The sequence below is a fragment of the Erythrobacter rubeus genome, assembly GCF_014705715.1.
GTDB classification, from domain to species: Bacteria; Pseudomonadota; Alphaproteobacteria; order Sphingomonadales; family Sphingomonadaceae; genus Erythrobacter; species Erythrobacter rubeus.
Genome location: NZ_JACXLC010000001.1, coordinates 687703 through 713684, shown reverse-complemented (window position 1 = coordinate 713684; position 25982 = coordinate 687703). Strand labels below are relative to the sequence as shown.

Genomic DNA, 25982 nt, shown 5'->3' with positions numbered 1-25982 from the left:
CAGTGTTTGATGGCTTAGCCAAAACGGGGCGAATTGAGTAAACAGTGAATGAGCGAAGCCCTCGAGGTCGCAGTGCGACCAAAGTTGAGCCCATCGCTCCCGAGCAGAGGCTGCCACCGAAACTCGGCAACTGACTGCGGCTGTGCCCAGTCGATCGATAAGCTGGGAGGCTGCGGCTAAGCAGCTCTGAAACTAGGCCCCGCCGATGGCGGCTGCCCCAAAGACAGAGCTCGGCAAAGGCAGCCTCCTTCTCGCCTTCATCAAGCCGCGAGCGCGTCGCCCGACAGCGTGATCCGGTGCATCTCGCGGCGATGGCCCTGATAGTCGTTGATCGCGTTGTGCCAGGTCGTGCGGTTGTCCCAGATCGCCACCGTGCCAGGCTTCCATTGCAGGCGGCACTGGTTGTCGCCCGTCAAAGCCGCGTCGCATAGTCGCTGAAGCAGCGGAAGGCTCTCTTCTCGTGTCTGGCCGACGAAGTTGATCGTGAAGGCGGTGTTTACGTAGAGCAGCTTCCTGCCGGTATGTGGGTGGCGGATAACGACCGGGTGAACCGCCCCGGTCTTCAGGTCTTGCCCGCGCAGGCTCTTGCCCATGTCGGTCTGCGCATAGAGCCCGTCGGCTTTATATACGTGATCCGCGGTATGGAACGCTTCGAGCCCCTCGATCTCCTCTTTAAGGTTATCGGGCAGCGCATCGTAGGCCGCGCCCATATGCGCCCACTCGGTATCGCCGCCGGCAGGTGGCAGTTCACGCGCGACCAGCACCGATCCCATCGCCGGGATCTGATCGTATGAATGATCCGTGTGCCAGGCACCGCCGATATTGGTCGCCTGATCGGCCTCTTTCTTCACCACGGCAATCTCGCCGTAATCTTCCTGCAGCGGGAAGTAATTGTTGATGTCGATCCCGCCCCAGCGCTTGCCGAACTTGATGTGATCTTCGGGTGAGAATTCCTGATCGCGAAACACGGCGACCCCGTGCTCGTAGATCGCCTGCTTGATTTGCTCCATCTCCGCATCGCTGCACTGCGCCAGCGAAACGCCCGAAATCTCTACCCCGCACTTTGGTGCCATTGGTGTCAGTTGCATGGTTCCTCTCCTCGCCGCGATTTATGCGAGAGGGTTTGCGGGCGCGCAAGCGCATCTGCGCTCGCAAAATAGTCAGGCTTTGCTCGGCTAGTCGGCGAGCGGATGCCCTGCCCGCGGCGATTGACGACACTGCAACATGTCTCGCCCATAATTCACGCCTGCGTCGCTTGCGGAATCGCAAAGACATTGCTAGGCGCGCGCCAGCTTCGTCGGGATGCCCCAAAGCGGCCCGAAACCTCGAAGCGATGCATCGTTATTCTCGAAGATCCTAAAGGACATCGAAACGCGTGGATATTTCCGCCGGTATTCAGGCTAGCCTGGCAGGCCGTTACGCCTCAGCTCTGTTCGAACTCGCCAGTGAAGCGGGGACGGTCACGGCTGTCGAATCCGATCTCGCCAAGCTGCAAGAGGCACTGCGCGAATCGGATGATCTGCACAGCGCGACAACCAATCCCCAGCTCTCGCGAAATGCGCAGGGCGAAGCGGTCGAGGCTGTTGCGAAGCATCTCGGCCTGGCCGAGCTCACCACCAATTTCCTCGGCGTGCTTGCCGGCAATCGCCGTCTTGCCGCCCTGCCCGACATGATCGCCGCATTCAAAGCCATTGCCGCTGCCCAGCGCGGTGAGGTCACCGCGAATGTCACCAGCGCGCACCCGCTAACCGACAGCCAGCTCGCCGAATTGAAGAGCAAGCTGACGCAGCGTGAAGGCCGCACCGTAATGCTTTCAGCCGATGTTGACCCCGACCTGCTCGGCGGTCTCGTCGTCACCATTGGATCGCAGCGCATCGACGCCTCGATCCGCACCCGTCTCAATTCACTTGCCCAGGCCATGAAGGCTTAAAGGACTACGAACATGGAAATCCGCGCCGCAGAAATCTCCAAGGTCATCAAGGACCAGATCGCCAATTTCGGCACCGAAGCGCAAGTCAGCGAAGTCGGCTCCGTTCTCAGCGTGGGTGACGGTATTGCCCGTATCCACGGCCTCGATCAGGTCCAGGCCGGTGAGATGGTCGAATTCGCCAACGGCGTTCAGGGCATGGCGCTGAACCTCGAAGCCGACAATGTCGGCGTCGTGATCTTCGGCTCCGACGCCGAGATCAAGGAAGGCGACACCGTCAAGCGGACCGAGACCATTGTGGACGTTCCCGTCGGCAAGGGTCTGCTGGGCCGCGTGGTCGATGCTCTGGGCAACCCGATCGATGGCAAAGGCCCGATCGAGACGACCGAGCGGAGCCGTGTCGAAGTGAAGGCGCCGGGCATCATCCCGCGCGAATCCGTTTCCGAGCCGGTGCAGTCGGGCCTCAAGGCGATCGACGCGCTCGTGCCGGTCGGCCGCGGCCAGCGCGAACTCATCATCGGTGACCGTCAGACCGGTAAATCGGCTGTCGCAATCGACACCTTTATCAACCAGCGCGACGCGCATAAGGGCGATGACGAGAAGCAGAAGCTGTACTGCATCTATGTCGCCGTCGGTCAGAAGCGTTCGACCGTTGCCCAGATCGTGAAGCAGCTCGAAGAAAACGGCGCGATGGAATATTCCATCGTTGTGGCCGCAACCGCTTCGGAGCCTGCACCGCTGCAGTACCTCGCACCGTACACCGGCTGCGCAATGGGCGAATTCTTCCGCGACAACGGCATGCACGCCGTGATCGTTTACGACGACCTTTCGAAGCAGGCCGTCGCCTACCGCCAGATGTCGCTGCTGCTTCGCCGTCCTCCGGGCCGCGAAGCGTATCCGGGCGACGTGTTCTATCTCCACAGCCGCCTGCTTGAGCGTGCTGCCAAGATGAATGCAGAGAACGGCCACGGCTCGCTCACCGCGCTGCCGATCATCGAAACCCAGGCTGGCGACGTGTCGGCCTACATTCCGACCAACGTGATCTCGATCACCGATGGCCAGATCTTCCTCGAAACCGACCTGTTTTACCAGGGCATCCGTCCGGCGATTAACGTCGGCCTTTCGGTTAGCCGCGTGGGCGGTGCCGCCCAAACCAAGGCGATGAAGAAGGTTTCGGGCTCGATGAAGCTCGACCTCGCGCAGTACCGCGAGATGGCGGCGTTCGCGCAGTTCGGCTCGGACCTCGACGCCTCGACGCAGAAGCTCCTCAACCGCGGTGCACGCCTTACCGAGCTGCTCAAGCAGGCTCAGTTCTCGCCGATGCCGTTCGAAGAGCAGACCGTCTCGATTTTCGCCGGTACCAACGGTTTCATCGACGACGTCGCAGTCGATCGCGTCGGCGAATACGAGGAACAGATGCTCGCTTTCTTCCGCAGCGAACACGCCGACATCCTCGATGACATTCGCACGAGCAAGAAGTTCGAAGGCGATGTGAAGGACCGCACCGAGGCGGCTCTCAAGACCTTCGCCAAGCAGTTCGCTTAAGGTAGCGCCAGATGGCATCGCTCAAGGAACTCAAGGATCGGATCGGGTCGGTCAAATCGACCCAGAAGATCACCAAGGCCAAGCAGATGGTCGCCGCGGCAAAGCTTCGCCGTGCGCAGTCCGCTGCCGAGGCCGCGCGTCCCTATGCCGAACGGCTCAGCGACGTCATGGCGTCGCTTGCCGGCAAGGTATCGGGCGACAGCGCACCGAAACTGCTCGCCGGAACCGGCTCGGACAAACGCAACCTGCTCGTCGTGGTGAACACCGACAAGGGCCTCTGCGGCGGTCTGAACTCGAACATCGTCAAGGCGGCGAAGGCCAAGGCGGAAGAATTGCTGGCCGCTGGCAAGGAGGTGAAATTCTACCTCGTCGGCAAGAAAGGCCGCGCCCCGATCAAGCGGGAATATGCAGACCGCATCGGGCAGCATTTCGACACCAGCACTGTCAAGACGCCCGGTTTCGACGAGGCCGATGCAATTGCTGCAGAGCTGATCGAGATGTACGACGCGGGGAAATATGATGTCGCGCATCTGATCTTCCCGAAATTCAAATCGGCGCTGGTTCAGGATCCGACCGTCAATCAACTGATCCCGGTGCCCTCGCCTGAGGAAACCGAAGACACCGGCGCCGTGGTCGAATACGAGCCGGGCGAAGAGGAAATCCTCGAAGAGCTGCTGCCACGCTACGTGAAGACGCAGCTGTTTGGCGCTCTGCTTGAGCGTGAGGCATCGGAGCAAGGCGCATCGATGACCGCGATGGACAACGCCACGCGCAACGCTGGTGAGCTCATCAAGGACCTCAACATCGAATACAACCGCCGCCGCCAGGCCGCGATTACCACCGAACTCATTGAAATCATTGCAGGAGCCGAAGCACTATGAACAAGCTTGTTGCATTTGCCGCTGCCACTGCGCTGGGCGTCAGCCTTGCCGCGTGTTCGGAGCCTACCGGTGAAGACACCGCAGATCTCGCGCCCGAGGCCGTTTCGGCCGATCTCAGCCCGGATGACAATCCGGTCGGTGACGGCGGCGCGCCGGAGCTCGAAAACGTGCAAGCCGCGCTCGATCAGCAGTGCCCCACACTTCGCGCGCGTGTTGGCAATGCATCGTGCGTCGCCAACGAACTCGGCAGCGAATTCACTTGCGATTATGCTTTCGCGCAGGATCCGGCAGGGACCGAGAGGTCCCTCACGATCGCTCAGAATGGCGCCTCGTGGGAGCTAGTCGAGGAACCCGATTTCTGCGGCTCCCTGGAACGCGCAAATCTTCAAGCCGACATGGCGACCGACGCGGAAACAGCCGAGTAACTGGCTCACCGCGAATTTCTTACTGACAGGAACACAACAATGGCCACCGCACCAGTCCTCAACCAGACCACCAACGGCACGATCGCCCAGGTCATCGGCGCTGTCGTCGACGTGCAGTTCGAAGGCGAGCTGCCGCCGATCCTCTCGGCGCTGGAAACCAAGAATGACGGCAAGACTCTCGTTCTCGAAGTCGCCCAGCACCTTGGTGAGAACACCGTTCGCACCATCGCGATGGACGCGACCGAAGGTCTCGTTCGCGGGGCAGAAGTGATCGCCACTGGCGCTCAGATTTCCGTTCCGGTCGGCCCGAAAACACTCGGCCGCATCATGAACGTCGTTGGTGAAGCCATCGACGAACGCGGCCCCATCGGCGCGGAAATGACCGCACCGATCCATGCCGAGGCACCTGCTTTTGTCGACCAGTCGACCGAAGCGGCGATCCTTGTCACCGGTATCAAGGTGATCGACCTGCTTGCCCCGTACGCAAAGGGCGGCAAGATCGGCCTGTTCGGAGGCGCGGGCGTCGGCAAGACCGTTCTCATTCAGGAACTCATCAACAATATCGCAAAGGGTCACGGCGGCGTGTCCGTGTTCGCTGGCGTTGGTGAACGCACCCGTGAGGGCAACGACCTCTACCATGAATTCCTCGACGCAGGCGTTATCGCCAAGGACGAGGACGGCAATGCCATCACCGAGGGATCGAAGGTGGCACTCGTCTTCGGCCAGATGAACGAGCCTCCCGGCGCGCGTGCCCGCGTTGCTCTGTCCGGCCTGACCATGGCGGAATATTTCCGCGATCAGGAAGGCCAGGACGTGCTGTTCTTCGTCGACAACATCTTCCGCTTCACGCAGGCCGGTTCGGAGGTGTCCGCACTGCTGGGTCGTATCCCGTCGGCTGTGGGCTATCAGCCGACCCTTTCGACCGACATGGGCAACCTGCAGGAGCGCATCACCTCGACCAACAAGGGTTCGATCACCTCGGTCCAGGCCATCTACGTGCCTGCCGATGACCTTACCGACCCTGCCCCGGCGACCTCGTTCGCTCACTTGGACGCGACGACCACGCTCAACCGCGCGATTTCGGAGCTGGGCATCTATCCGGCGGTCGACCCGCTCGACTCCACCAGCCGCGTTCTCGAACCGCGCGTCGTGGGTCAGGAGCACTACGACACCGCTCGCCGCGTTCAGGAAACGCTGCAGAAGTACAAGTCGCTGCAGGACATCATCGCAATTCTCGGCATGGACGAGCTTTCGGAAGAAGATAAGCTCACCGTGGCGCGTGCCCGCAAGATCCAGAAGTTCCTTTCGCAGCCCTTCCACGTGGCCGAGGTCTTCACCGGCATCGACGGCATTTTCGTACAGCTCGAAGACACCGTGAAATCGTTCAAGGCGGTTGTCGATGGCGAATACGACCACCTGCCCGAGCAGGCATTCTACATGGTCGGCGGCATCGAAGACGTGGTCAAGAAGGCTTCCGAAATGGCTGAGGACGCATAAGCGCCATGCCACTCCACTTTGAACTGGTGACCCCTGCCAAGCTGGTGCGCAGCGAAGACGTTCACATGGTCGTCGTTCCCGGCACCGAAGGCGAATTCGGTGTGCTCGAAGGGCACGCACCGTTCATGTCGACCATCCGCGACGGTGCGGTGCAGGTTTACAAGAGCGAAGGCGCAGAGCCCGAGACCATCGAAGTCAAAGGTGGCTTTGCCGAGGTTGGCGATACGGGTCTGACAGTGCTCGCCGAGCACGTGGACGGCTAACCGCTAATCCTCTCTGAATAGCGAAGGGCGGCCCCTCTGGGTCGCCCTTTTGCTTTTCGGAACATCAAATGGGCCTTTCCGTTAGTTTCACGACAACGACGGAGAGACTCCATTCACAGAACGCTCTTAAGCCTTCTCGCCCTTTTCTTGGCCGTACCCCTCGCGGCGCAGACGTCACAGGAGTCGCCTGCCGGACCCGAGCCCCATGTTTACGAGGTCGACCGGATCAATCAGGGTCTCGCCCCACTCGGCGAGCCGCTTGACCTCGAAACACCGCAATCGCTGCTCGAAAGCTTCCTCGACGCCGGCTTTGCCCAGGAATGGGATCGCGCGGCCGCCGCGCTGGACCTGTCCGAAGTTCCGGTCGGTCGCCAGGCAGCAGAGGGGCCCGAGCTTGCCAGGAAGGCCATTGAAATCGTCCACCGTTCGGTGGTCATCGACTGGAGGCAAATCCCCGACCGCCCTGACGCGGTCGATGTGTCGAGCACGGCAGAGGCCCCACTTTCAGGTGAACCGCGCCGCAATATCGCGCTGTGGTACTTGCGCGCGGAGGATCGCGATTACTCGTTCCGGATCGCGAGGGTGAAGGCGGACGGGTCCGACCCCGTGTGGTTGATCTCGCGTCAAACGGTCGAGAATATCCCCGCCTTGTACGAACGATATGGCCCCACCCCTTTTGAAGAGATGCTCCCTGCGCCTCTGCGCGCGCAGGCGTTCTGGACGCTTGCATGGTGGGAAGTCGTCGCGCTGCCGCTCGTGCTGCTGTTCGCGGTCGGGATCGCCAACCTCACCTATGCAGGTATCCGCGCGCTGCGTCGTTCCCGCGACGAAGAAGGTCTTGTTTACGGCGTCCTTCGCGCCGTGCACCTGCCGGCAACGCTCGCCGTCTTCGCAGGAACATTCGCGCTCGTTCGGCTGGGTGTCTTCAATTTCTCCGGAGCAGTGTCGACATTCCTCGATCCGCTGCAGATCACTCTGTTCGTGGCAGCAATCGTCGCGATCGTCCTCACCGTAATCGACACCATCGCGCAATTCGCATCGGAAAGCCGCACCGAAGAGCTCGAAGACCCCGATAACGAAGAGAGCCGCGACTATTTCACGAAGCTCAGCGCCGCACGGCGACTGGTGACCGTCTTCGTGGTCATGGTCGCGGCGGGCGTGGTGCTGCTGCAAACGGATATAGCGAACACGCTTGGTTTCAGCCTGCTGGCCTCGGCGGGCGTGCTTGGTCTGATCATAGTGTTCGCCGCGCGGCAGGCATTGGGTGACCTGATGGCGAGCATCCAGATCGCCTTCGCCAAGACCGCGCGGATCGGTGATGCCGTGCACTGGGGCGGACAGTGGTGTTATGTCGAGCGCATCGGCTTTACGCACCTCAGGCTGCGCACCTGGGATGAGCGGCGCCTGATGGCGCCCGTTTCAGCCTTCGTGAACGAGAGTTTCGAGAACTGGACCAAGACCGACCCCAGCCTGATGACGCATGTAGAGCTGATGCTGGACCACCGCGCGGACGTGGACCGGTTACGGGAGGAGTTTCAGAGGTTTGTCGAAAACGATGACGGGGTGATGGATGCCGAGGAAGCGAAGGTGCAGGTCGTCGACCACGGCTCTTCGGCAATGACAGTGCGCTTCCTTGCCCGCGCCAGAGATCCCAAAGCCGGGTGGAGACTGCAATGCCGTGTGCGCGAGCACATCCTCGCAGCCATCGCCGAGATGGAAACAAGCGGCGAAAGCCCGCCGGTTTTCCTCCCGCGCGAACGCGAGGTGCAGGTCGCGGAGCAGACAGGCTGAAATCGCTGGCAAATCGCCGTTTGGCGCTTCACTTTTCCCACTATGTTGGGCAGATTAAATTTAGCTAGATCCCCAGTCGGAGAGGATATTTGAGACTTGTTTCAACACTCGCATTGGCCGCTGCCATGACAATCACCGCCGCAACCGGCGCTGCCGCCGATGATCATACCGAAACCGCGCCTGCAGATGGCGTACCCGGCCCTGAGCAGGACCCGTACATCTGGCTTGAGGAAGCGCGCAGCGAAGAGGCGCTGGCCTGGGTCGAAAACGAAAACGAGCGGACGCAGGCGGCGCTGGAAAGCGATCCACGCTTCGCACAGCTCAAGGCAGAAGCGCTGGAGATTTTCGACAGCGAGGACCGCATCCCATTTGTCAGCTTCCGCCCGGACGGCCTCTACAACTTCTGGCAGGACAAGGAGAACCCGAAGGGCCTGCTGCGCCGAACCACTCTTGAAAGCTACCAGACCGACGAGCCCGAATGGGAAACCATTCTCGATGTCGACGCGCTGGCCGAAGCCGAGGGCAAGGAATGGGTTTACAAGGGTTCGACCTACCTGCCGCCCGCAATGGAGCTATGCATGATCGCGCTGTCCGATGGCGGCGAGGATGCGACTGTCATGCGCGAATTCAACATGACGACGAAGGAATTCGTCGAAGGCGGGTTCGAGCTTTCCGAGAAAAGCCAGGGCGGTATCCAGTGGGTCGACAAAGACACGCTGATGGTTGGGCGCGATTTCGGCGAAGGGACGCTGACCGACAGCGAATACCCCTTCACCACCCGCGTCTGGAAACGCGGCACCGAGATTGCCGATGCAAAAGAGATCTTTCGCGGCGAGGCAGACGATGTGTGGGCGGGCGCGAGCCTGCTGCGCGATGCGAGCAGCGAGATCCACGCCACAACCGCCTTTCGCGGGATCAGCTTTCACGAAAGTGAGAACTACTGGCTTAACCCGGCAAACTTCGAATGGGTGAAGCTCGACATGCCGTTGAAGGCGTCGCTGTACGGCATTGTGGACGGCCACATGCTCTACACCACAGATGTCGATTGGACGGTGGGCGACCAGACCTTTCCGGCCGACAGCCTGATCGCATCCGATCTTGAGGAATGGAAAGCCGATCCGAACGCAGCGGCCAAGACGCTCGTGTGGGCTCCGGCGGAGCGCCAGACTAAGCGCGGCGGTGCCATCACCGCAGGCGCGCTCTATGTCGGCTTGCTCGACAACGTTGTCGGCAAGGTCTTGAAGTTCAACTTCGAAGACGGCGCATGGGTGAGCGAAGAGGTAGAATTGCCCGACAATGCAACCGTGGGGATCGCGGCGAGCTCGAACGAGAGCGAGCAGATCATGTTCACGGTTACGGACTTTCTGAACCCGACAACGCTCTATTACACGGACGGCTCGGCCGATCCGATGCCGCTCAAGAATTCGCCGTCCTATTTCGACGCGGCCGGAATGGACGTCGAGCAGCACGAGGCGATAAGCGCCGACGGGACGAAGGTCCCGTATTTCATCGTCAAACCCGCCGGGATGGAGATGGACGGCGAAACCGCGGTCCTGATGACAGGGTATGGCGGGTTCCAGATCCCGCGCCTTCCCGCTTATCTCGGCTCCACAGGGAAGCTGTGGCTGGAAAATGGCGGCGCGTACGTGCTCGCCAACCTGCGTGGGGGCGGCGAATTCGGGCCGAACTGGCACCAAACCGCCATCCGAGAGAACAAGCAGCGCACCTGGGACGACTTCATCGCCGTTGGCCAGGACCTCGTGGATAAGGGTTTCACCTCGCCCGAGCATCTCGGCATTCAGGGCGGCTCGCAAGGCGGATTGCTGGTCGGCACCGCCTTCACCCAGCGACCCGACCTGTTCGGCGCGGCGATCGTGCAGATCCCGCTGTTCGACATGCTGCGCTACCACCTCATCGGTCGTGGCGCTTCGTGGATTGGCGAATATGGCGACCCGCGCATTCCCGAGCAGCGCGCGTGGATAGAAGGTTATTCGCCCTATCAGAAGATCGAGGAAGGCGTGGACTACCCCACCCCGTTCCTCTGGGCATCGACCGCCGATGACCGCACCCATCCCGCGCATGCGCGCAAAGGTGCCGCGCGGCTCAAGGAGCTGGGTCAGCCCTATTACTACTTCGAAGACATGACCGGCGGGCATTCCGGCGGCGTCGATAACGAACAGCGCGCGAAGCTTCAGGCGCTGCAATATGTCTATCTCATGCAGCAGTTGATGGATGAACAAACCGGCGGCTGACGGAGAAGGAATCGGACAAAAAAAAGGGGCGATCCCGCGATCGGGATCGCCCCTTTTTTGTCCCTGAAATTCAAGCTGTAAAGCAAATCGACACTTTGCACTCGCTTCACCGCACGCCAGCCACGTAGGGCGGCGTCAACGCGATCTTAACCATGCTTGGTAGGACCGAATTAAGCCTGAAAACCGGAAAGTTGGGTCGTCAACAGAGGGCGCTTTGAAATTGGGGCACCTAACTAAGGAGTAAAAACGTGGCATACCCCCGACACATGTCCATATCCGATGCGATCAAGCAGTATGGTCTTCCGAAATCGCACCGGGTCTATTGGTCGAAAGCCAAAAAAGCAGATGTTGTTCAGGCGGTACATGACCGCGTGATCAGCTTTCACGAAGCCCGTGAACGGTACCTGCTGAGCCGCAGCGAATTCGAGCAGTGGGAGCGTGAGAGCGGCCGGATTCCGACGGCCAAGACCGAACGCACTTTCGAAGACGCTTAAGATTTGATCGAAGCGCGGCGGCCGGCTGACCCCTATTCGGCCGCCACTTCGATCATGACCTCGTTGCGCCGCATGGGTCCTGGTACCATCGGCGCATCGTAGCCTGCATATTCCGGATTGCCGGTCGCAGCTAGCCCGCGGCCCTCGATCCAGTTCATCAGCTTCGCTTCCATTTCGATGAGCTGCGCCTCGCGCGCGTTGCCGCTGAAACGAACCGCAGCCATCCGGCGGGCGGGAAGCTCGGTCAAGGCGATATCGGTCGGCGGCGCGGGAAGCGTTTCCAGCGTGTATTTCGCCGGCATCACGAACCGCATGCGCCAAGTGTCGCTGCCGGTCTGATCCTGCAGGACCGGCGCGGTCATCGCTATCTTCTCATCCTCGCCTACCCGTGCTGTCATTACGGGGGCTGTCATGGCGATTGTGTCACCGCCTCTCGGGCGATCCTGCCCGAAGATATACGCCGCAAGCCGGCGGAAGCTCGCATTGCGTGCGCGCATGCTCTCTCCGGTATGCGTGACTTGAGCGACAATGATTGGCGGATACTCACGCAATTCGAATTCGCCGTCTTCTACCACAACCTTGTACGGTGCCTGTTCCGTGTCGCTGTACTTAGCATAAGCCGCGACTGCCCCGACTGCTGCTATACCGAGCCCTGCGGCAATCCACCTACCGATACCCATGATATTGCTCCTGCTAATGCTTTGATTAATCAGCATCTGTGCAGCGCAAAAGTTCCCGTTTCACGCGACTTAGCTGCGCGTGGGAGCGTGGAAATCGGGCGGCTTGCCGCTCACCCAGCGCACGAACTTGGCGATGGCTGGATCATCGCGTAGCGCCTTGGGGTCATCACCGATACGCGCAAGCTCAGTATTGGTGAAATTCCTATGGATCGTCTTGTGACAAATCGGATGAACCGGGACGGTGCTGCGCCCCTTCTTCGATTTCGGCACCGGGTGATGCCATTGAATGCGCATGTCGAAAGGGCGTCCGCAAAGCCAGCAGGTTAGCGCGTCGTCGGTGGAACCCAAGCCACTCACTCTTTTGCTTTCGCCGCCGCCTTTTTCTTCTTCATTGTGTCGTGAAAACGGTCGGCCCAGCCCTGCTTCACCATCTGCTCTGCGCGGACCATGCGCAATTCTCCCGCGCCAACATCACGGCTGACGGTGGACCCTGCCGCCACGATCGAATCCGGCCCGATCGTAACCGGCGCAACGAGGGCGCTGTTCGATCCGATGAACGCGCGCTCGCCGATGGTGGTGTGGTATTTGAAATAGCCGTCGTAATTGCAGGTGATCGTGCCAGCGCCGATATTTGCGCCTTCGCCCACTGTCGCATCGCCGATATAGGACAGGTGACTGGCCTTGGCGCCCTTACCGAGCGTCGCCTCCTTCATCTCGACGAAATTGCCAATGAAGCTGTCCTCCTCGAGCACGGCTCCTGGGCGCAGACGCGCGAAGGGGCCGACCTGCACGCCGCTGGCAAGGGTTGCTCCTTCGAGGTGGGAGAAAGATTTGATGTGAGTGCCATCGGCCACTTTGACGCCCGGCCCGAAGACGACGTTGGGTTCGACCACCACATCCTTGCCGAGCTCGGTGTCCCAGCTGAAGAACACGGTTTCAGGTGCTTTCAGCGTCGCACCGCCCGCCATCGCCTCTTCGCGCTTGAATGACTGCCACTGTGCCTCTGCAGCTGCGAGCTCGGCGCGGCTGTTGATGCCTGCCACCTCGGCGGGGTCGGTCTCGACCACTTTCACGGTGTCGCCGCGCGCAATGGCCCCGGTCGCCACGTCGGGGAGGTAGTATTCACCCTGCGCGTTGTCGTTGCTCACCCCGTCGAGCAGCGGCCACATATCGTCCGAATGCGCGACGATGAGCCCTGAATTGCAAAGGTCGCAGGCACGCTCTTCCTCGCTGGCGTCCTTGAATTCGACCATCTTGCGCACCGTGCCATCCGTGTCGGCAATGACCCGGCCGTATTGGAGCGGATCGTCGGGCCTAAAGCCGAGCACCGCAACCTTCGCCCCGCCCTCGAGCGCAGCTGTCAGCCGCGTCACCGTCTCGGCTTTCACCATGGGGCAATCGCCGAAGCATACGAGGATGTTGCCGGTAAACCCTTCGAGAGGCTCGCGCGCTTGCAAGGCGGCATGCGCAGTCCCGTGCTGTGGTTCCTGCAAGGCAGTGGTGATGTCCCTATCCGCCAGCGCCTCGTCCAGCTGCTCGCGCTTGTCCCCCACAACCACGACTGTCCGCCTCGGCGAAAGCTCACCGAAACTGTCGAGCAGGTGCATCAGCATTGGTTTTCCCGCAATCGGATGCAGCACCTTGTGCAGATCGCTTTTCATGCGGGTCCCCTTGCCCGCGGCAAGGATGATGGCGGCAAAATCGGTCATGCTTTCTCCAATACGCGCCGCGGCGCTTGCCATCAAACGCTTGCGGTTTGAAGAGCGTTCCGTCACGCGGTCGTGCATGACCGACTTTCCCTTTAGCGCCGTGGGCTTCGATCTCGACGGCACGCTGCTCGATACCTTTCGCGACCTTGGCGCGGCAGTGAACCACGCTTTGGACATTGGCGGCTTCGACCCGGTGCCCGTCGACAGCAGCAAGGATCTGATCGGCGGCGGAGCGAAGATCATGCTGGCGCGTGCAGTCGAGGCGCAGGGCGGCATGCCCGAGGACGATTTCCGCGCACTCTACAAGCAGATGCTGCGTTATTATGCCGATCACAATGCGGTGCATTCTGCACCCTATCCACATGCCCGCGATGTGGTGGCAGAGCTTTCCGCGCGCGGCGTCAAAATGGCTGTGGTCACCAACAAGTTCGAGGACTTCGCCCGCTCCATCCTGACGCAGCTCGATTTCCTCGAGCCTTTCGAAACGGTCATCGGCGGCAACAGCATGGGAAAGGGGCCTGACGGCAAATACATCTCCAAACCCAATCCCGCCCCGGTCCTCGAAGCGCAGAAGCGCTGCGGTGGCGGTTCTTTCGCCTTCGTGGGCGATTCGACATACGACGTGAACGCGGCGCGCGCGGCCGGAGTGCCTGTTATCGCGGCTGCCTATGGCTATTGCGACAAGCCGCCCGGCGAATTGGGCGCCGACGCCGTAATCGATTCGCTCGGCGGCCTGATTTCCGCCTTGGAAACACTCTAAGGCAGACGCTGCCCCTACGGCGTGCATGGGTCCGGAAGGCCGGTGTTGCAACGCAGCACAAATCCTGCCACCCAGCGGCACGTAACTTTACGCCAGCGTAAAGCGTAATCATAAAAACAAGACGCACGGAAGGACCCACTCATGAGCATCGATTTCAAGGATAAGGTAGCAATCGTCACTGGCGCGGGTGGAGGCCTTGGCCGCGCCTACGCGATCGAGCTGGCCAAGCGCGGCGCGAAGGTCGTCGTCAACGACCTCGGCGGCGCACGCGACGGCACCGGTCACTCTGACATGGCTCTCGAAGTGGTCGAGGAAATCGAGAAAGCCGGCGGCGAAGCGATGTCGAATGGCGGGTCGGTCACCGAATTCGACCAGATGGAAAAGATGGTCGCCGACGCCAAGCAGAAATGGGGCGGCGTGCACGTCCTCATCAACAATGCCGGCGTCCTGCGCGACAAGACCTTTGCCAAGATGAGCCCCGAAGACTTCGAATTCGTGCTCAAGGTCCACCTCACCGGCTCCGCCTTCGTGACCAAGGCTTGCTGGGAAACCTTCCGTGAGCAGAGCTATGGCCGCGTGCTGATGACAGCATCGTCCACCGGCCTGTTCGGCAATTTCGGCCAGGCGAATTACGGCGCAGCCAAACTTGGCCTTGCCGGTCTGACCAAGACTCTGCAACTCGAAGGCGCGAAGTACAACATCCGTTGCAACTCGCTGTCGCCCGTCGCGGGCACGCGCATGACCGAAGACCTCTTCCCAGAAGAAGCCTTCAAGCTGTTTGCCCCGGAAAACGTGGTTCCGGCTGCCCTCTTCCTGGTCAGCGAAGACGCTCCGACCAACGCCATCGTCGGCGCGGGCGCGGGCGGTTTCCACTCCTCGTGGGTCGTCATGAACGACGCCGTGTGGCTTCCCGATGGTGAGCGCACGGTCGAAGGCTTTGCCGAGCGGTGGGACGACATCAACTCGTTCACCAACCTCGTCGCCCCGCAATCGGGCAGCGAGCAGTCGGGTGCGATCCTCAAAGCCATGCAGAAGGTAACCGGCACCGGCCCGAGCAGCGCGCGCGGGTAAGCCGCTCTATCACAGCGTATTGACACAGTAATACACCGGGCCTAGCTTTCCCCGCATAGTCGAGGGAGGGCTGGACCCGATGTACAGTGAAGACGATATCAATTCCGCGGTCGCTGCGGGCGCATTGAGCGCCGAGGCCGCCCAGAGCTTTCGCTCGCACATGACCAAGACGCGCGAACTGCCGCGCTCTTCGGAAGAAAACTTCCGGTTGATCAACAGCTTCAACGACATTTTCGTGGCGATCGGAATCGTCATCCTACTGCTTGCCGTGGGAGCCATCGGCCAGGCGATTGCCGGGCTGTTGGTCCCCGTCGAAGACTACCTCACCACATTCGGCGACCGCGATCTTCCCGACGACGCCGAACTCGCAGCGTGGCGCGCAGCGACCGACTTGCGGCAGGCGTGGGAGATCTCTCTCGCCGGGCTATTCGTTGCAGTGACATCATGGCCGCTCGCCGAATTCTTCACGAGCAAGCGGCGTATGGCATTGCCTTCGATTCTGCTTCTGCTGGCATTCGTCGGCGGGACCTTCGCGGCCATTCTCGGCGTGGGTGCCGCGCTGGTCGAGGGGGGTAGTGAGCGCCTGGGCGCGCTTGCAGTCTCGCTCGCCGCGTTAATCGCTGCAGGTGCTGCATATTTGCACTGGCGCCGCTTCATGGTGCCGATCACCGTGGCTGCGGGAGCCGCAGCGATCGCCGGAACCGTCATCGGCCTGATCGTCACCGGCATCGGCCCGCAAGGTGTCGATGAAGATGTCGTTCTCATGCTCGTCTTCGTCGCCGGCCTCGCGGTGTTCGCTTTCGCCATGCGCTGGGACATTTCCGATCTGGAGCGGACTTCGCGGCGCAGCGACGTGGCGTTCTGGCTCCACCTGCTGGCTGCGCCGATGATTGCGCACCCGATCTTTGCTTTGATCGGCGTGACGGATGGCAACAATATCGGCATGGGCGCCGCATTCGCGGTGATCGCAGTCTACATCGGTTTCGGATTGCTCGCTCTCGCCATCGATCGCCGCGCGATGCTGGTTTCCGCGCTCGCCTATGTGCTGTTCGCGCTGACCTTCCTGTTCCGCGAGTTCGGAGCGGTCGAGCTGAATTTCGCTCTGACAGCGCTCGTTATCGGGTCGGCGCTGCTTAGCCTGTCCGCATTCTGGCAGCCCATCCGGCGTACTGTCGTCGCCGCTCTGCCGGAGGGTATTCAGGAAGCGCTGCCAGCAACACACGAACTGGGATTGACGGCGCGCACTGCGTAAAGCCTAAGAAAAGCGCCGTCAGCTGTCGCCGACTGACTTCATCAGGCGGCGCTCCATCGGCGCGAGCACACCAGCCAGTTCGTGACCGCGCTTCAGCACCTGCCCATGCTCGCCGAACAGCGTCCACATGCCCTGCTTCGCCCTTAGAGCCGGGCGTTTCTCAACCCGTGCCTGCGGGCGCTCCGACGTGCGGCGAAACGCGGCAAAGGTAGCCGCGTGCTTATCGAAATCCATCGCGTAATCGCGCCACTGCCCGGCCGCGACCATTCTGCCGTAAAGGTCGAGGATGCGCTGCAACTCGTCCCGCTGAAATCCGACCTGACCGCCCGCGCGGCCCGGGAATGGTAAAACCTGTCCGGGAATGCCCGGCACCGCTCCTGAGCTCATCAGTCGTCGGTTCCGCTCTTCTTGGCATCGAGGTCGAATGAGGCCTGTTCAGGCGCCTTGGCACCCTGCCCCGCTTGATCCCTCAACGCGGCAATCTCCGCCTTCATCGCGTTGAGTTCGGTTTCGAGCTTTTCGATGCAGTCGATCCGGTTGCCCTCCGCATCCTCACACGGCGTGCCGTATGGGATGAATTCGCGCATCCATTGTTCTGCCGGGACGAGTGTCGATCGGGCCTTGAAACCCACCATGGTCGCGCCCGCCGGTACGTCTTCCATCACGACTGCATTCGCGCCGACGCGCCCTCGCTCACCCACGGTTATGGGTCCGATGATCTGCGCCCCCGAACCGATGATGACATTGTCCTCTATGGTCGGATGGCGCTTGCCGCCCTTTCCGTTCGTCGGATTGGTCCCGCCCAAGGTCACGCACTGGTAGATGGTGACATTATTGCCGATTTCTGCGGTTTCGCCGATGACGGTGAAGCCATGATCGATGAAGAAATTCTTCCCGATGGTCGCGCCGGGGTGGATGTCGATCGCCGTCACGGCGCGCGAGAAATGGTTCACCAGACGGGCCAGGAAATACAGCTTCGCATCGAAAAGCCAGTGCGCAATCCGGTGGAAGAACACCGCCCAAACACCCGGATATAACAGGATTTCCGCGCGCGAACGCGGTGCCGGATCACGGGCCTGGATCGAGTCCAGATAGCTCTTGAGCGTGTCGAACATCGCATTTTTCTCCCACCAAACGGGCGATTTTGCAAATCCTGACTACAACAGTTTTTGTTGTTCGGGGCCTTGCATAGCTTCCAAGGCGGCGCGCCACACCGACATGGTGGCGGGTGCCTGCCGTTCAAGACTGATGCGATCGATCGTCGCAACAAGGGTTTCGAGCGCGGCAAAACTTCGCTCTGTGCGCGGGACAAGATACTCCGCAGCGCCCTCTGCCAAAGACAGCGCGCGCTGTTCGGCGAAAGCCTCGATCAGTTCGGCTGCCATCGCATCGTCGGGCTCGCCGATCTCAAGCTGCAGTGATCCGCCGAGCCTCGATGCGAGATCGGGCAGACGGATTTCCCATGGCCGCGCATTGGCGATCAGCAGCAACGGCTCGCCGGCTTTCGATCCGCCTTCCTGGCTTGCATTCCAGCTGTGAAAGAGCTCGGCCTCATCGAGCGTGTCGGCATTATCGATCACCCTGATGCCCTGCCCTGCCGCCCAGCGCCCCAGCAGTGACTTGCCCGAACGCCTCGGCCCGGTCAGCACTGCGGTGCGGAATGGCCAGCGCTCAGGTTCGCTGAGCGCATCGACGACGTGGGTGTTGGCATTGCCGATCACGACACGCTGCGCGGCTCCGCCATCGCGCGCGACCAGAGGCAGCGCGATCTGCTGATTGGATGGAGCGGGTCTTGCCATCGGTACCGGCGCCGCGGACCTAGCGGCTGATTGCGAGAGCGTTTGCCCCCTGGCGCACGGTAAAGCCGCGAGAACGCAGGGCTGCGGCAAGCTCGTCCAGCGAACCGCTGAAGCCGACATTCATGACCGAGGTGCCGCCCATCGCGGTGCTGGTAACCGCCACCCCGCGCACACCCGGCGTCCCGCGGACGGTTGTGAGTACGCCGTCGAAGGCGCTTCCATCGGGCGTATCGAACTGCACGGTGTAGTTGGCAACGGTGACCGGAGCGGGCGTCGGCACGTCGCCTTGGCCGGAATTGCCGTCGGGAGCGAGGGCCGCCTCCGCGGCTTCAGCAGTCGCTGCTTCGCGCGCGCGGACCGCTCGCCCGATCTCGATCAGCCGCTGGAGAGCAGGATCGATCTCGCCCGATGCACCGGCGGTCAGTGTCGGGTCGGGCTGAAGCTTTCCGTCTGCAAGCGCCGCTTCGTAAATCGAATCGATCCGTGCGACCGCCCGCTGATACATATCGTCCATCCGCACTGGGCTTTCGGCAGTGAGTTCGAAGGTTTCAAGCACGCGGCTTTCGGGGCCATAGCGCGCGGTGAAAGTGCCGGTGACCGGTCCACCGGGGAATTGGTGGTCGAGGCGCGCGATGGGGACAAGCACATCTGCGGCGCCATATTGATCGAGGGTCGATCGCCACCACGCGCGGCTGCGGCGACCCGCTTGCCCGTAGTTGAGCAGCAGCGAATCTCCGCCCGCACCGCTTGGCCGGACATAATCGATCCTGCTGCGCCCGGGATTGAATTCCGCCCATGAGCGCTGCCACGCATTACGCACTTCGAAAGTGGTGAAGGTCCCCCCACTGACAGTCACCGGGATAAGCAGCATCGGCGCGGAAGAGCGCGCTGTCGCAGCACCACCAAGATAGCGCCCGGCCCGCTGACGATCGAAGATCACTCCAAGGGTGGCGATGTAGCGCTTCGGGCCGATCCGTTCGCGCTGGATCACGATCGAGGAAACCATGCTCGAAAGCTGGCTATCCGACACCGGCGGCCCGTCGATCTGCTGCCATGCGAGCCGCTGAGCCCGCCGCCATGCCTGTTCGCGCGCTTCTTCTCCGGTATCGGCGCGCTCGTCGACTTCGATCCCGCGAACTTCGTAATCGGCTGAGGACGCGGTGGGCGCGATCCCGCGATTGCCCGCGACCTGCGCCATGACGATAGCGAAGGCTCCGCCCAGCAGCACCAGCGCGAACAGAGCAGCACCGACACGGCGCAGCCAGGCGGCCGTGGCTATTCGCGTAAAAGCCTCTTTTAGCGGGGCGGAAGGGGAAAATGTCGTAACCATCGTGGAAATCAGCGGCCTTTTGCCCAAACCGACGTGGAATTCCAAGCGAGAAAGGCTAAACGCGTGGGGTTAGGTCGGGGATTGTATGACTACGGATACGGGTTCGGGCGGGAAAAACCGCGAACGCCAGGATGGTGGCGGCTACACCTATGCGGGCGCAGGCGTGTCGATCGAGGCGGGCAACGCTCTGGTCAAGGCGATTGGACCGCTCGCAAAGGCCACCGCGCGCCCCGGCGCAACCAGCGAACTTGGCGGTTTCGGCGGCTTCTTCGATCCGAAGGCCGCAGGCTATAAGGATCCATTGCTCGTCGCCGCGAATGATGGCGTGGGGACCAAGCTGAAACTCGCAATCGGGCACGATCGGCACGACACCGTCGGCATCGATCTCGTCGCGATGTGCGTCAACGACCTGATCGTACAAGGCGCAGAGCCGCTTTTCTTCCTCGATTACTTTGCGACAGGGCAGCTCGAAAACGGGGTTGCCGAGCGGGTCGTCGCGGGGATTGCCGATGGCTGCAAACAGGCGGGATGCGCGCTTATCGGGGGCGAGACTGCCGAGATGCCGGGCATGTACGCCGATGGCGATTACGATCTTGCGGGCTTTTGCGTCGGCGGCGTCGAGCGCGGCGAGCAACTGACCGGCGAAGCGGTTGCGCCGGGCAATGTCCTTCTCGGCCTCGCATCCTCCGGCGTGCATTCGAACGGGTATTCGCTGGTGCGGCGGCTGGCGGATGACTTCGGCTGGAAGATGGACCGCCCAGCGGTGTTCGACCGAGACCGCCTTCTGATCGACGCCCTGATCGAGCCGACCCGCATCTATGTCGCGAGCCTGCTTCCGCTGATCCGCGAAGGGCTGATCAACGGTCTGGCCCATATTACAGGCGGCGGTCTGCTCGAAAATATCCCGCGCATCTTGCCGAAAGGCTCGCACGCACAGGTTCACGCGGATAGCTGGGACCAGCCAAGGTTGATGGCGTTTCTGCAAGCGCAAGGGAATATCGAGCCAGCCGAAATGGCCCGTACATTCAATTGCGGGATCGGCATGGTGCTCGCGGTCGAAGCGGATAAGGCGGACGACCTTGCCGCGCGGCTAGCCGAGGCGGGCGAGAGCGTGCTCCGCGTCGGCAGCATCGAGGCGGGCGAGCGTGGATGCACCGTGCGCGGATCGCGCGGCACATGGTCGGGCACCAGCGATTGGGAGGCCACGCACCTTGGCTGAAAAGCCCCGAATTGCGATCTTCATCTCGGGCAGCGGGACCAATATGGCGGCGCTGCTCTATGCCAGCCTGCTCGATAACAGCCACTACCAAGTGGTCCTCGTGGCCAGCAACATCCCCGATGCGGCCGGACTGGAGATTGCGCGCGCGGAGGGAGTCGAAACTTTCGTCCACTCGCACAAAGGCCACAGCCGCGAGGCTCATGACGCGGCGATGGAAGCGGCCCTCATTGGGGCGGAAACGGAATATTTGGTTTTGGCCGGGTACATGCGGATCCTGTCAGATGAATTCGTTCGCCGCTGGGAGGGCCGCATCCTCAATATCCACCCCTCGCTCCTGCCCAAGTACAAGGGCCTCGATACCTTCGCGCGCGCGATCGCGGCGGGTGACAGCCATGCGGGCGCGAGCGTGCATGTCGTGACGCCAGAGCTCGATGCTGGTGAAGTTCTGGCGCAGGCCCGGGTTACGATCCGCGGCAGTGAAACGCCGGGCAGTCTCGCCGAGCGGGTAAAGTATGCCGAACACCAGCTTTATCCGCGCGCCGTCGCCGATTACGTTTCTGCACGGAAAGCGAGCTGATGACGTCGCTTCCAATCCGCTCTCACCCGCTCGACCGAGCACCGATCGTCGACCGATCGAATGGCTGGCTGCAGCATGCCTGGGACAGAGGCTGGCTTCCGGCACCTTCGCTGCAGCCGGAAGAATTGTGGGATGCCGCAGCAAAAGGGTTTGGCGACCGCGCGGAAGAGGCCGAGATTGCTGGCCGGAGTCCAGAGGATGTTGCCGATTTCCGGTTACGGCTCGAAAACCTTTGCAACGCGATCATGACCGAGGCCGACCTCAATCCGATGGGCCAAGCCATGGCGTGGGGTCAGCTGGTGCGCGTCATTCGCAACCGACTGCGTTTCGGCGCGCTCTGGGCGCAGCGGCCCGAATTGCTAGCGACCAAGCTCGCTCCGCCGATCATCGTCATCGGGCATATGCGCAGCGGCACGACCCGTATTCACAAACTGCTCGCCGCCGATCCTGCCCATTCGGCGACCCGGTACTGCGACGCCTCGCATCCCGTGCCGAGCTTTCCCGACATGCGGCGGCTGAAGGGCGCATTCGATCTGATGATGCTGCGCCGGATCAACCCCTGGATCGACACCATCCATCCGATGGCAAGCGGCGAAGTCGAGGAAGAGCTTGGCTGGCTCGCCGCCGCGCTCAACCATTCGATTTACGAATCGCAGTGGCGCATCCCGAGCTATTCCGCTTTCAGCGAAGCGCGCGATCCAGCACCGATCTACCGCGAGTTTGCGCGGATGCTGAAGACCGATGCGGCGCATCGCGGCCTCGCAGCGCATCCGCGCGTACTGAAAGTCCCGGCCTTCTCCGAAGACCTCTCGACCCTGCTCGCCCAGTTCCCTGATGCACGGATCGTCCTTGCCGAACGCGAGCCCGAGGCGGTTTTGCGCAGCGCGGTTTCGCTCGTGGCGAACCAGATGGCGATCCAATGCGACAGCTGCGATCTCGGCTGGATCGAAAGCGAATGGCGGCGCAAGCTCGATCTTCGCGAAGCACGGATGGGGGCGGCTCTCAGCGAGTGGGAAGGTCCCGTCGCGCGGCTCAATTTCGACGATCTCAATGCCGATTGGGAGCGCGAGATCAGGCGCACCTATCGCGAGCTTGGCATGCCATTCACCCGCGAAGCGCTTATGGCGATGCGGCGCGAAATGTCAGGCAGCGAAAGCGGGCAGCACCGCGCCCATTCGCAGCAGCTTGCGCATTTCGCCAGCATCGCGGCGCCGGCAGGCTAGCTCAAACGAAAAAGGCCGCCCCGAAGGACGGCCTCATTCATGGTGGTTGGGAAGCGAAAGCTTATCCGACGATCTCGTCTTCGTTGAAGAAGAAGTCGATTTCGATCTTCGCATTCTCTTCACTGTCCGAACCGTGGACGGTGTTTTCGCCGATCGAAAGAGCATGCTCCTTGCGGATCGTGCCCGGCTCGGCTTCCGCCGGGTTTGTGGCGCCCATGATATCGCGGTTGCGCTTCACGGCGTCTTCGCCTTCGAGAACCTGCACTACAACAGGCTCGCTCATCATAAAGTCGACGAGTTCGCCGAAGAACGGGCGTTCCTTATGGACGGCGTAAAAGCCTTCGGCCTGCTCACGGCTCATGTGGATGCGCTTGGATGCGACGACGCGCAGGCCGGCTTCTTCCAGCATCTTGATAACCGCGCCGGTCAGATTACGGCGGGTGGCATCGGGTTTGATGATCGAAAAGGTGCGGGTGACCGCCATGGTTCAAGTTCCTTGAGAAATAGGTGCGATGGATCGCGCCGGGGATGGTCCGAATGGCGGACCGGATGTTTTTCGGCGCGCGCTTACCCTCGCAGGCGCAGCAATTCAAGCTTTAGGTGCGCCCTATTCGCCGAGGTCGCCCAACCCCGTGGTGAGCTGACCCGAAGTCTTTCCGTCCTCGGCTGTCGCGTTGACGGCGAAGACCGATCCGTCCTGCGCCTTGCCCGCCAGCATACGTCCGCCGTTGATCGTCGCATCGACCTCAATCGCGATGCCAGCCGCTTCGGCCTGATCCTTGTAATAATCAGCGATATCTTCCGGGCTGTCGTTGCTTTCGAAGGAAAGCAGCACGACGCGTGTGCCCTCCCCCTGATTGACGACCGTATTGGTGACCACGCTCGCGCCGGGGTAGAGGCTGAAACCGTCAGGCAGGTCGACTGGGACGTCCGCGCCGGACCGCAAAGTCGCGGTGCCATCGGCGGTCTCGATCGTCGCGGTGGTTTCGCCCGTCGAATTGTCGATCGAATACTCCCCCGTCTCGCCATCTGCTGTAGTGAATTCCCCCGAGGTTTCCGACCCGCAAGCGCTCAAAAGCGTGGCTGCGCAGGCGATTGTGATGGTGCGATACATGGTCACTCCCCTGATGATGGGTGAAGCATCCCCTATTGCGTGCCCATGTTCAAGAGATCAGGCGACTTTGACCCATTTGCCGTTTTCCTGCCGGAAATACGAGCGCTCCAGTTCGTCCTTGCCATCGAGAGAGCGCCAGGTTGCACGCGCCTGCTCAAGAGTGTCCTCATTGAACAGCAGGAAAGTGCGATCAAAGCCTGCGGTTTCGCGAAATTGTCCGTCCGCGAAGATCACGTGGCTGGCATTGTTGGCGGCGTCTGGCGTGTCCGACAGCAGAACCGGCTGACGATCCGCGCCCGCGCTTCCCGCTTCGCCATTGGCAAGGAAGCTGGTGGGTGACGACTTCCAGAGCGATTTCGAGATAGCTTCGCGCTGCTCCGCGTCCGCACTGACCACAAGCAGACGCTCGCCGGAATCGAGCACGCGCTCCGCGATCAGGGCGCACACTTTTTCTGCCGGATCATACGAGAGCTGCCAGAAATCGACTTTCATGATGCACCAGGCTTACTGCGCCTGCATCGTTCGGAGCAATAGCGCACGTTGTCCCAATCGCGCTCCCACTTCTTGCGCCATGTGAAAGGCAGTCCGCAGGTCTCGCAGATTTTCGACGGAAGATCGGATTTCTTCCGCATTTTGGGCATCGAACTACTCCGCCACGTCCTTCACGAAGCGGTCGATCAGGCGCGCGCCATAGCCGGTCGCGCCCTTGTCCCAGGTGTGACCCGGCTTGTCCGACCAGACCATCCCCGCAACATCGAGGTGCGCCCACGGCGTGCCCTTCTTGATAAACCGATGGAGGAACTGCGCCGCGGTGATCGAACCTGCGCCGCGCGGCCCGACATTCTTGATGTCGGCGATCGGGCTGTCGATCAACTTGTCGTAGGCCGGGCCGATGGGCAGGCGCCAAAGCTTGTCGCCGGTCGTCTTTCCCGCATCCAGCAAATCGTCGGCGAGTGCATCGTCATTGGAAAACAGGCCGCCATGCTCGTGGCCGAGTGCGATAATCATCGCGCCCGTAAGCGTTGCGAGATCGATGATCCGTGCGGGGTCGTATTGCTCCTGCGCCCAGTGAAGCGCGTCGCACAGCACCAGCCGCCCTTCGGCATCGGTGTTGAGCACTTCGACGGTCTGCCCGCTCATGGTCGTGATGACGTCGCCCGGACGCATTGCCTTGCCATCGGGCATATTCTCGACAAGGCCCATCACGGCGACGACATTCGCCTTTGCCTTGCGGGATACGAGCGCAAGCATTCCGCCTGCAACCGCGCCTGCGCCGCCCATATCCCACTTCATGTCTTCCATGCCGGGACCGGGCTTCAACGAAATGCCGCCGGTATCGAAAGTGACGCCCTTTCCGACGAACACCGTCGGCTTGTCGCCTTCCTTCCCGCCATTCCAGCGGATCGCGAGCAGACGCGAAGGGCGTTCGGAGCCGAGACCGACACCGAGCAAGGCGCCCATGCCGAGCTCTTCCATCTCCTCATCGCCCAGAACCGTAATCTCCGCCCCGGTTCCGGCAAACGCATCCTTGCAGAGTTCCACGAAGCTTTCGGGGTACACGATGTTCGCAGGCTCGGTGATGAGCTTGCGCGTGAATTCGACGCCTTTGGCCACGGCCATGGCTTCCTGCCACGCCGCTTCGGTGCCGGATGGCGCGCCGATCACGTGCACTCTCTCAAGCGTCGCCTGCTTTTCCTTCGCAAGCTTCGTGCGGTACTGATCGTGCGTCCACCCGCGCAGTCGCACGCCCAGCAGCGCTGCCGCAGCCTCCTCGCCCGAAAGATCGGCATGGCTGAGATCCAGCACCATGTCCGTCTCGCCAGAGCGCAGGAATTTCGCAGTCAGAGCCGCGCCCGCCTTTTCGACGTTGAGACGGCGATTGTCGGCATCACTCTCACCGGCCCCGGAAATTGCAACGCGGGTGAGCGACCCGCTCGCCATCGAAAATCCTTCGAACACCTGCCCCGCACGCCCTTTGAACCGAGCGGCCTTTGCCCCATCGACGATCGCTGCATCGAGATCTGACAGGCTATCCCCCTGGTTTACGATGCGGGCGGAGAGCCGGACATTGGACGGCGCGGTATCATCGAAATGGATTTGCATGGGTTCTCCCGGAAGCTGGCTGTATCTGGTCGGTCAGTTGGGCGGTGTCATATCGAACGCACGAGGCGGC

28 protein-coding genes are annotated in these 25982 nt (G+C 61.7%); 15 read left to right on the top strand and 13 right to left on the bottom strand.

The genetic code is table 11. From position 1 onward, the window contains the following. Window positions 1-260 precede the first annotated feature (260 nt). The gene (locus IB285_RS03430; RefSeq protein ID WP_190786856.1) at window positions 261-1088 is read right to left on the bottom strand and encodes a TauD/TfdA dioxygenase family protein; all 828 of its coding nucleotides are present in this window, start codon (window positions 1086-1088) and stop codon (window positions 261-263) included. A gap of 287 nt (window positions 1089-1375) precedes the next feature. On the opposite strand from IB285_RS03430, the gene IB285_RS03425 reads away from it, so the two are divergent. The 9 genes from IB285_RS03425 (at window position 1376) to IB285_RS03385 (ending at window position 11075) form a co-directional block, all read left to right on the top strand. Next, window positions 1376-1930, top strand: a complete 555-nt coding sequence (locus IB285_RS03425; RefSeq protein ID WP_190786855.1) for a F0F1 ATP synthase subunit delta — start codon at window positions 1376-1378, stop codon at window positions 1928-1930. Between the two features lie 12 nt (window positions 1931-1942). After that, the gene (gene atpA, locus IB285_RS03420) at window positions 1943-3472 is read left to right on the top strand and encodes a F0F1 ATP synthase subunit alpha (protein ID WP_190786854.1); all 1530 of its coding nucleotides are present in this window, start codon (window positions 1943-1945) and stop codon (window positions 3470-3472) included. Window positions 3473-3483: 11 nt separating this feature from the next. After that, window positions 3484-4353, top strand: a complete 870-nt coding sequence (locus IB285_RS03415) for a F0F1 ATP synthase subunit gamma (RefSeq protein WP_190786853.1) — start codon at window positions 3484-3486, stop codon at window positions 4351-4353. After that, on the top strand, window positions 4350-4778 hold the full coding sequence (locus tag IB285_RS03410; protein WP_190786852.1) for a hypothetical protein: 429 nt from the start codon (window positions 4350-4352) through the stop codon (window positions 4776-4778). The genes IB285_RS03415 and IB285_RS03410 overlap by 4 nt, the downstream gene beginning before the upstream one ends. A 39-nt stretch (window positions 4779-4817) precedes the next feature. After that, complete coding sequence (gene atpD / locus IB285_RS03405; RefSeq protein WP_190786851.1) at window positions 4818-6275, top strand: F0F1 ATP synthase subunit beta; 1458 nt, start codon at window positions 4818-4820, stop codon at window positions 6273-6275. Between the two features lie 5 nt (window positions 6276-6280). Further along, window positions 6281-6538: an ATP synthase F1 subunit epsilon gene (locus IB285_RS03400; protein ID WP_190786850.1), complete on the top strand. Its 258-nt coding sequence runs from the start codon at window positions 6281-6283 to the stop codon at window positions 6536-6538. Window positions 6539-6685: 147 nt separating this feature from the next. After that, window positions 6686-8329: a mechanosensitive ion channel family protein gene (locus tag IB285_RS03395; RefSeq protein WP_234033053.1), complete on the top strand. Its 1644-nt coding sequence runs from the start codon at window positions 6686-6688 to the stop codon at window positions 8327-8329. Window positions 8330-8454: 125 nt separating this feature from the next. Continuing rightward, a complete protein-coding gene (locus tag IB285_RS03390) occupies window positions 8455-10581 on the top strand; it encodes a prolyl oligopeptidase family serine peptidase (protein WP_190786849.1) in 2127 nt (708 codons plus the stop codon). Between the two features lie 248 nt (window positions 10582-10829). Next, window positions 10830-11075, top strand: coding sequence for a DUF1153 domain-containing protein (locus IB285_RS03385; RefSeq protein WP_190786848.1), 246 nt, complete (start codon window positions 10830-10832; stop codon window positions 11073-11075). A 32-nt stretch (window positions 11076-11107) separates the two neighbouring features. On the opposite strand, the gene IB285_RS03380 is transcribed toward IB285_RS03385, so the two are convergent. The 3 genes from IB285_RS03380 to glmU all read right to left on the bottom strand — a co-directional run bounded on the left by IB285_RS03380 (window position 11108) and on the right by glmU (window position 13464). Beyond that, complete coding sequence (locus tag IB285_RS03380) at window positions 11108-11755, bottom strand: SOUL family heme-binding protein (RefSeq protein WP_190786847.1); 648 nt, start codon at window positions 11753-11755, stop codon at window positions 11108-11110. A gap of 69 nt (window positions 11756-11824) precedes the next feature. Next, window positions 11825-12103, bottom strand: coding sequence for an HNH endonuclease (locus IB285_RS03375; RefSeq protein WP_407925599.1), 279 nt, complete (start codon window positions 12101-12103; stop codon window positions 11825-11827). A 5-nt stretch (window positions 12104-12108) separates the two neighbouring features. Then, entirely contained in the window at window positions 12109-13464 is a 1356-nt protein-coding gene (glmU, locus tag IB285_RS03370) for a bifunctional UDP-N-acetylglucosamine diphosphorylase/glucosamine-1-phosphate N-acetyltransferase GlmU (protein ID WP_190786846.1), read from the bottom strand. A gap of 76 nt (window positions 13465-13540) precedes the next feature. On the opposite strand from glmU, the gene IB285_RS03365 reads away from it, so the two are divergent. The 3 genes from IB285_RS03365 to IB285_RS03355 all read left to right on the top strand — a co-directional run bounded on the left by IB285_RS03365 (window position 13541) and on the right by IB285_RS03355 (window position 16547). Next, window positions 13541-14224: an HAD-IA family hydrolase gene (locus IB285_RS03365; RefSeq protein WP_190786845.1), complete on the top strand. Its 684-nt coding sequence runs from the start codon at window positions 13541-13543 to the stop codon at window positions 14222-14224. Window positions 14225-14365: 141 nt separating this feature from the next. Next, window positions 14366-15295 carry an SDR family NAD(P)-dependent oxidoreductase gene (locus tag IB285_RS03360; RefSeq protein ID WP_190786844.1) on the top strand — a complete coding sequence of 310 codons (930 nt, stop codon included), beginning with the start codon at window positions 14366-14368 and terminating at the stop codon, window positions 15293-15295. 79 nt (window positions 15296-15374) lie between these two features. After that, the gene (locus tag IB285_RS03355; RefSeq protein ID WP_190786843.1) at window positions 15375-16547 is read left to right on the top strand and encodes a hypothetical protein; all 1173 of its coding nucleotides are present in this window, start codon (window positions 15375-15377) and stop codon (window positions 16545-16547) included. Window positions 16548-16565: 18 nt separating this feature from the next. Here the strand turns inward: IB285_RS03355 and IB285_RS03350 are convergent, their stop codons facing one another. The 4 genes from IB285_RS03350 to IB285_RS03335 are packed head-to-tail and all read right to left on the bottom strand — an operon-like array spanning window position 16566 to window position 19676. After that, window positions 16566-16934, bottom strand: a complete 369-nt coding sequence (locus IB285_RS03350; RefSeq protein ID WP_190786842.1) for a DUF2794 domain-containing protein — start codon at window positions 16932-16934, stop codon at window positions 16566-16568. Next, window positions 16934-17662 (bottom strand): serine O-acetyltransferase EpsC, encoded by a 729-nt coding sequence (gene epsC / locus IB285_RS03345; protein WP_190786841.1) that lies wholly within the window; start codon window positions 17660-17662, stop codon window positions 16934-16936. Before epsC ends, IB285_RS03350 begins: the two co-directional genes overlap by 1 nt. Window positions 17663-17704: 42 nt before the next feature. Further along, window positions 17705-18346 (bottom strand): HdaA/DnaA family protein, encoded by a 642-nt coding sequence (locus IB285_RS03340; protein ID WP_190786840.1) that lies wholly within the window; start codon window positions 18344-18346, stop codon window positions 17705-17707. Between the two features lie 19 nt (window positions 18347-18365). After that, window positions 18366-19676, bottom strand: a complete 1311-nt coding sequence (locus tag IB285_RS03335) for a heavy-metal-associated domain-containing protein (RefSeq protein ID WP_190786839.1) — start codon at window positions 19674-19676, stop codon at window positions 18366-18368. Between the two features lie 85 nt (window positions 19677-19761). Here IB285_RS03335 and purM point away from each other — a divergent pair, with 85 nt between their 5' ends. Genes purM through IB285_RS03320 form a run of 3 tightly spaced genes read left to right on the top strand, consistent with a single transcriptional unit; the run spans window position 19762 to window position 22695 of the window. Then, window positions 19762-20895 carry a phosphoribosylformylglycinamidine cyclo-ligase gene (gene purM / locus IB285_RS03330; protein WP_190786838.1) on the top strand — a complete coding sequence of 378 codons (1134 nt, stop codon included), beginning with the start codon at window positions 19762-19764 and terminating at the stop codon, window positions 20893-20895. Continuing rightward, window positions 20888-21472, top strand: a complete 585-nt coding sequence (gene purN / locus IB285_RS03325; RefSeq protein WP_190786837.1) for a phosphoribosylglycinamide formyltransferase — start codon at window positions 20888-20890, stop codon at window positions 21470-21472. The genes purM and purN overlap by 8 nt, the downstream gene beginning before the upstream one ends. After that, window positions 21472-22695, top strand: coding sequence for a sulfotransferase family protein (locus IB285_RS03320; RefSeq protein WP_190786836.1), 1224 nt, complete (start codon window positions 21472-21474; stop codon window positions 22693-22695). The genes purN and IB285_RS03320 overlap by 1 nt, the downstream gene beginning before the upstream one ends. A gap of 61 nt (window positions 22696-22756) precedes the next feature. Here IB285_RS03320 and ndk read toward each other — a convergent pair whose 3' ends face one another. From ndk to IB285_RS03295, 5 genes are all read right to left on the bottom strand, one after another. Further along, entirely contained in the window at window positions 22757-23179 is a 423-nt protein-coding gene (gene ndk / locus IB285_RS03315; RefSeq protein ID WP_190786835.1) for a nucleoside-diphosphate kinase, read from the bottom strand. A 123-nt stretch (window positions 23180-23302) separates the two neighbouring features. Continuing rightward, on the bottom strand, window positions 23303-23809 hold the full coding sequence (locus tag IB285_RS03310; protein WP_190786834.1) for a hypothetical protein: 507 nt from the start codon (window positions 23807-23809) through the stop codon (window positions 23303-23305). A gap of 57 nt (window positions 23810-23866) precedes the next feature. Beyond that, window positions 23867-24301 carry a DNA polymerase III subunit chi gene (locus IB285_RS03305; RefSeq protein ID WP_190786833.1) on the bottom strand — a complete coding sequence of 145 codons (435 nt, stop codon included), beginning with the start codon at window positions 24299-24301 and terminating at the stop codon, window positions 23867-23869. Next, on the bottom strand, window positions 24298-24450 hold the full coding sequence (locus IB285_RS03300) for a DUF2256 domain-containing protein (RefSeq protein ID WP_190786832.1): 153 nt from the start codon (window positions 24448-24450) through the stop codon (window positions 24298-24300). The genes IB285_RS03305 and IB285_RS03300 overlap by 4 nt, the downstream gene beginning before the upstream one ends. A gap of 4 nt (window positions 24451-24454) precedes the next feature. After that, window positions 24455-25912, bottom strand: coding sequence for a leucyl aminopeptidase (locus IB285_RS03295; protein WP_190786831.1), 1458 nt, complete (start codon window positions 25910-25912; stop codon window positions 24455-24457). Window positions 25913-25982: the final 70 nt, after the last annotated feature.

Bases quoted from the DNA above. Each gene is read 5' to 3' on its own strand.
- atpA (WP_190786854.1), top strand. From the start codon at position 1,943: ATGGAAATCCGCGCCGCAGAAATCTCCAAGGTCATCAAGGACCAGATC.
- IB285_RS03320 (WP_190786836.1), top strand. From the start codon at position 21,472: ATGACGTCGCTTCCAATCCGCTCTCACCCGCTCGACCGAGCACCGATC.
- IB285_RS03305 (WP_190786833.1), bottom strand. From the start codon at position 24,301: ATGAAAGTCGATTTCTGGCAGCTCTCGTATGATCCGGCAGAAAAAGTG.
- IB285_RS03360 (WP_190786844.1), top strand. From the start codon at position 14,366: ATGAGCATCGATTTCAAGGATAAGGTAGCAATCGTCACTGGCGCGGGT.
- IB285_RS03335 (WP_190786839.1), bottom strand. From the start codon at position 19,676: ATGGTTACGACATTTTCCCCTTCCGCCCCGCTAAAAGAGGCTTTTACG.
- IB285_RS03340 (WP_190786840.1), bottom strand. From the start codon at position 18,346: ATGGCAAGACCCGCTCCATCCAATCAGCAGATCGCGCTGCCTCTGGTC.
- IB285_RS03350 (WP_190786842.1), bottom strand. From the start codon at position 16,934: ATGAGCTCAGGAGCGGTGCCGGGCATTCCCGGACAGGTTTTACCATTC.
- IB285_RS03410 (WP_190786852.1), top strand. From the start codon at position 4,350: ATGAACAAGCTTGTTGCATTTGCCGCTGCCACTGCGCTGGGCGTCAGC.
- IB285_RS03380 (WP_190786847.1), bottom strand. From the start codon at position 11,755: ATGGGTATCGGTAGGTGGATTGCCGCAGGGCTCGGTATAGCAGCAGTC.
- IB285_RS03390 (WP_190786849.1), top strand. From the start codon at position 8,455: ATGACAATCACCGCCGCAACCGGCGCTGCCGCCGATGATCATACCGAA.
- IB285_RS03355 (WP_190786843.1), top strand. From the start codon at position 15,375: ATGTACAGTGAAGACGATATCAATTCCGCGGTCGCTGCGGGCGCATTG.
- ndk (WP_190786835.1), bottom strand. From the start codon at position 23,179: ATGGCGGTCACCCGCACCTTTTCGATCATCAAACCCGATGCCACCCGC.
- IB285_RS03300 (WP_190786832.1), bottom strand. From the start codon at position 24,450: ATGCCCAAAATGCGGAAGAAATCCGATCTTCCGTCGAAAATCTGCGAG.
- IB285_RS03400 (WP_190786850.1), top strand. From the start codon at position 6,281: ATGCCACTCCACTTTGAACTGGTGACCCCTGCCAAGCTGGTGCGCAGC.
- IB285_RS03365 (WP_190786845.1), top strand. From the start codon at position 13,541: ATGACCGACTTTCCCTTTAGCGCCGTGGGCTTCGATCTCGACGGCACG.
- glmU (WP_190786846.1), bottom strand. From the start codon at position 13,464: ATGACCGATTTTGCCGCCATCATCCTTGCCGCGGGCAAGGGGACCCGC.
- IB285_RS03430 (WP_190786856.1), bottom strand. From the start codon at position 1,088: ATGCAACTGACACCAATGGCACCAAAGTGCGGGGTAGAGATTTCGGGC.
- purM (WP_190786838.1), top strand. From the start codon at position 19,762: ATGACTACGGATACGGGTTCGGGCGGGAAAAACCGCGAACGCCAGGAT.
- IB285_RS03310 (WP_190786834.1), bottom strand. From the start codon at position 23,809: ATGTATCGCACCATCACAATCGCCTGCGCAGCCACGCTTTTGAGCGCT.
- IB285_RS03415 (WP_190786853.1), top strand. From the start codon at position 3,484: ATGGCATCGCTCAAGGAACTCAAGGATCGGATCGGGTCGGTCAAATCG.
- IB285_RS03295 (WP_190786831.1), bottom strand. From the start codon at position 25,912: ATGCAAATCCATTTCGATGATACCGCGCCGTCCAATGTCCGGCTCTCC.
- epsC (WP_190786841.1), bottom strand. From the start codon at position 17,662: ATGTTCGACACGCTCAAGAGCTATCTGGACTCGATCCAGGCCCGTGAT.
- atpD (WP_190786851.1), top strand. From the start codon at position 4,818: ATGGCCACCGCACCAGTCCTCAACCAGACCACCAACGGCACGATCGCC.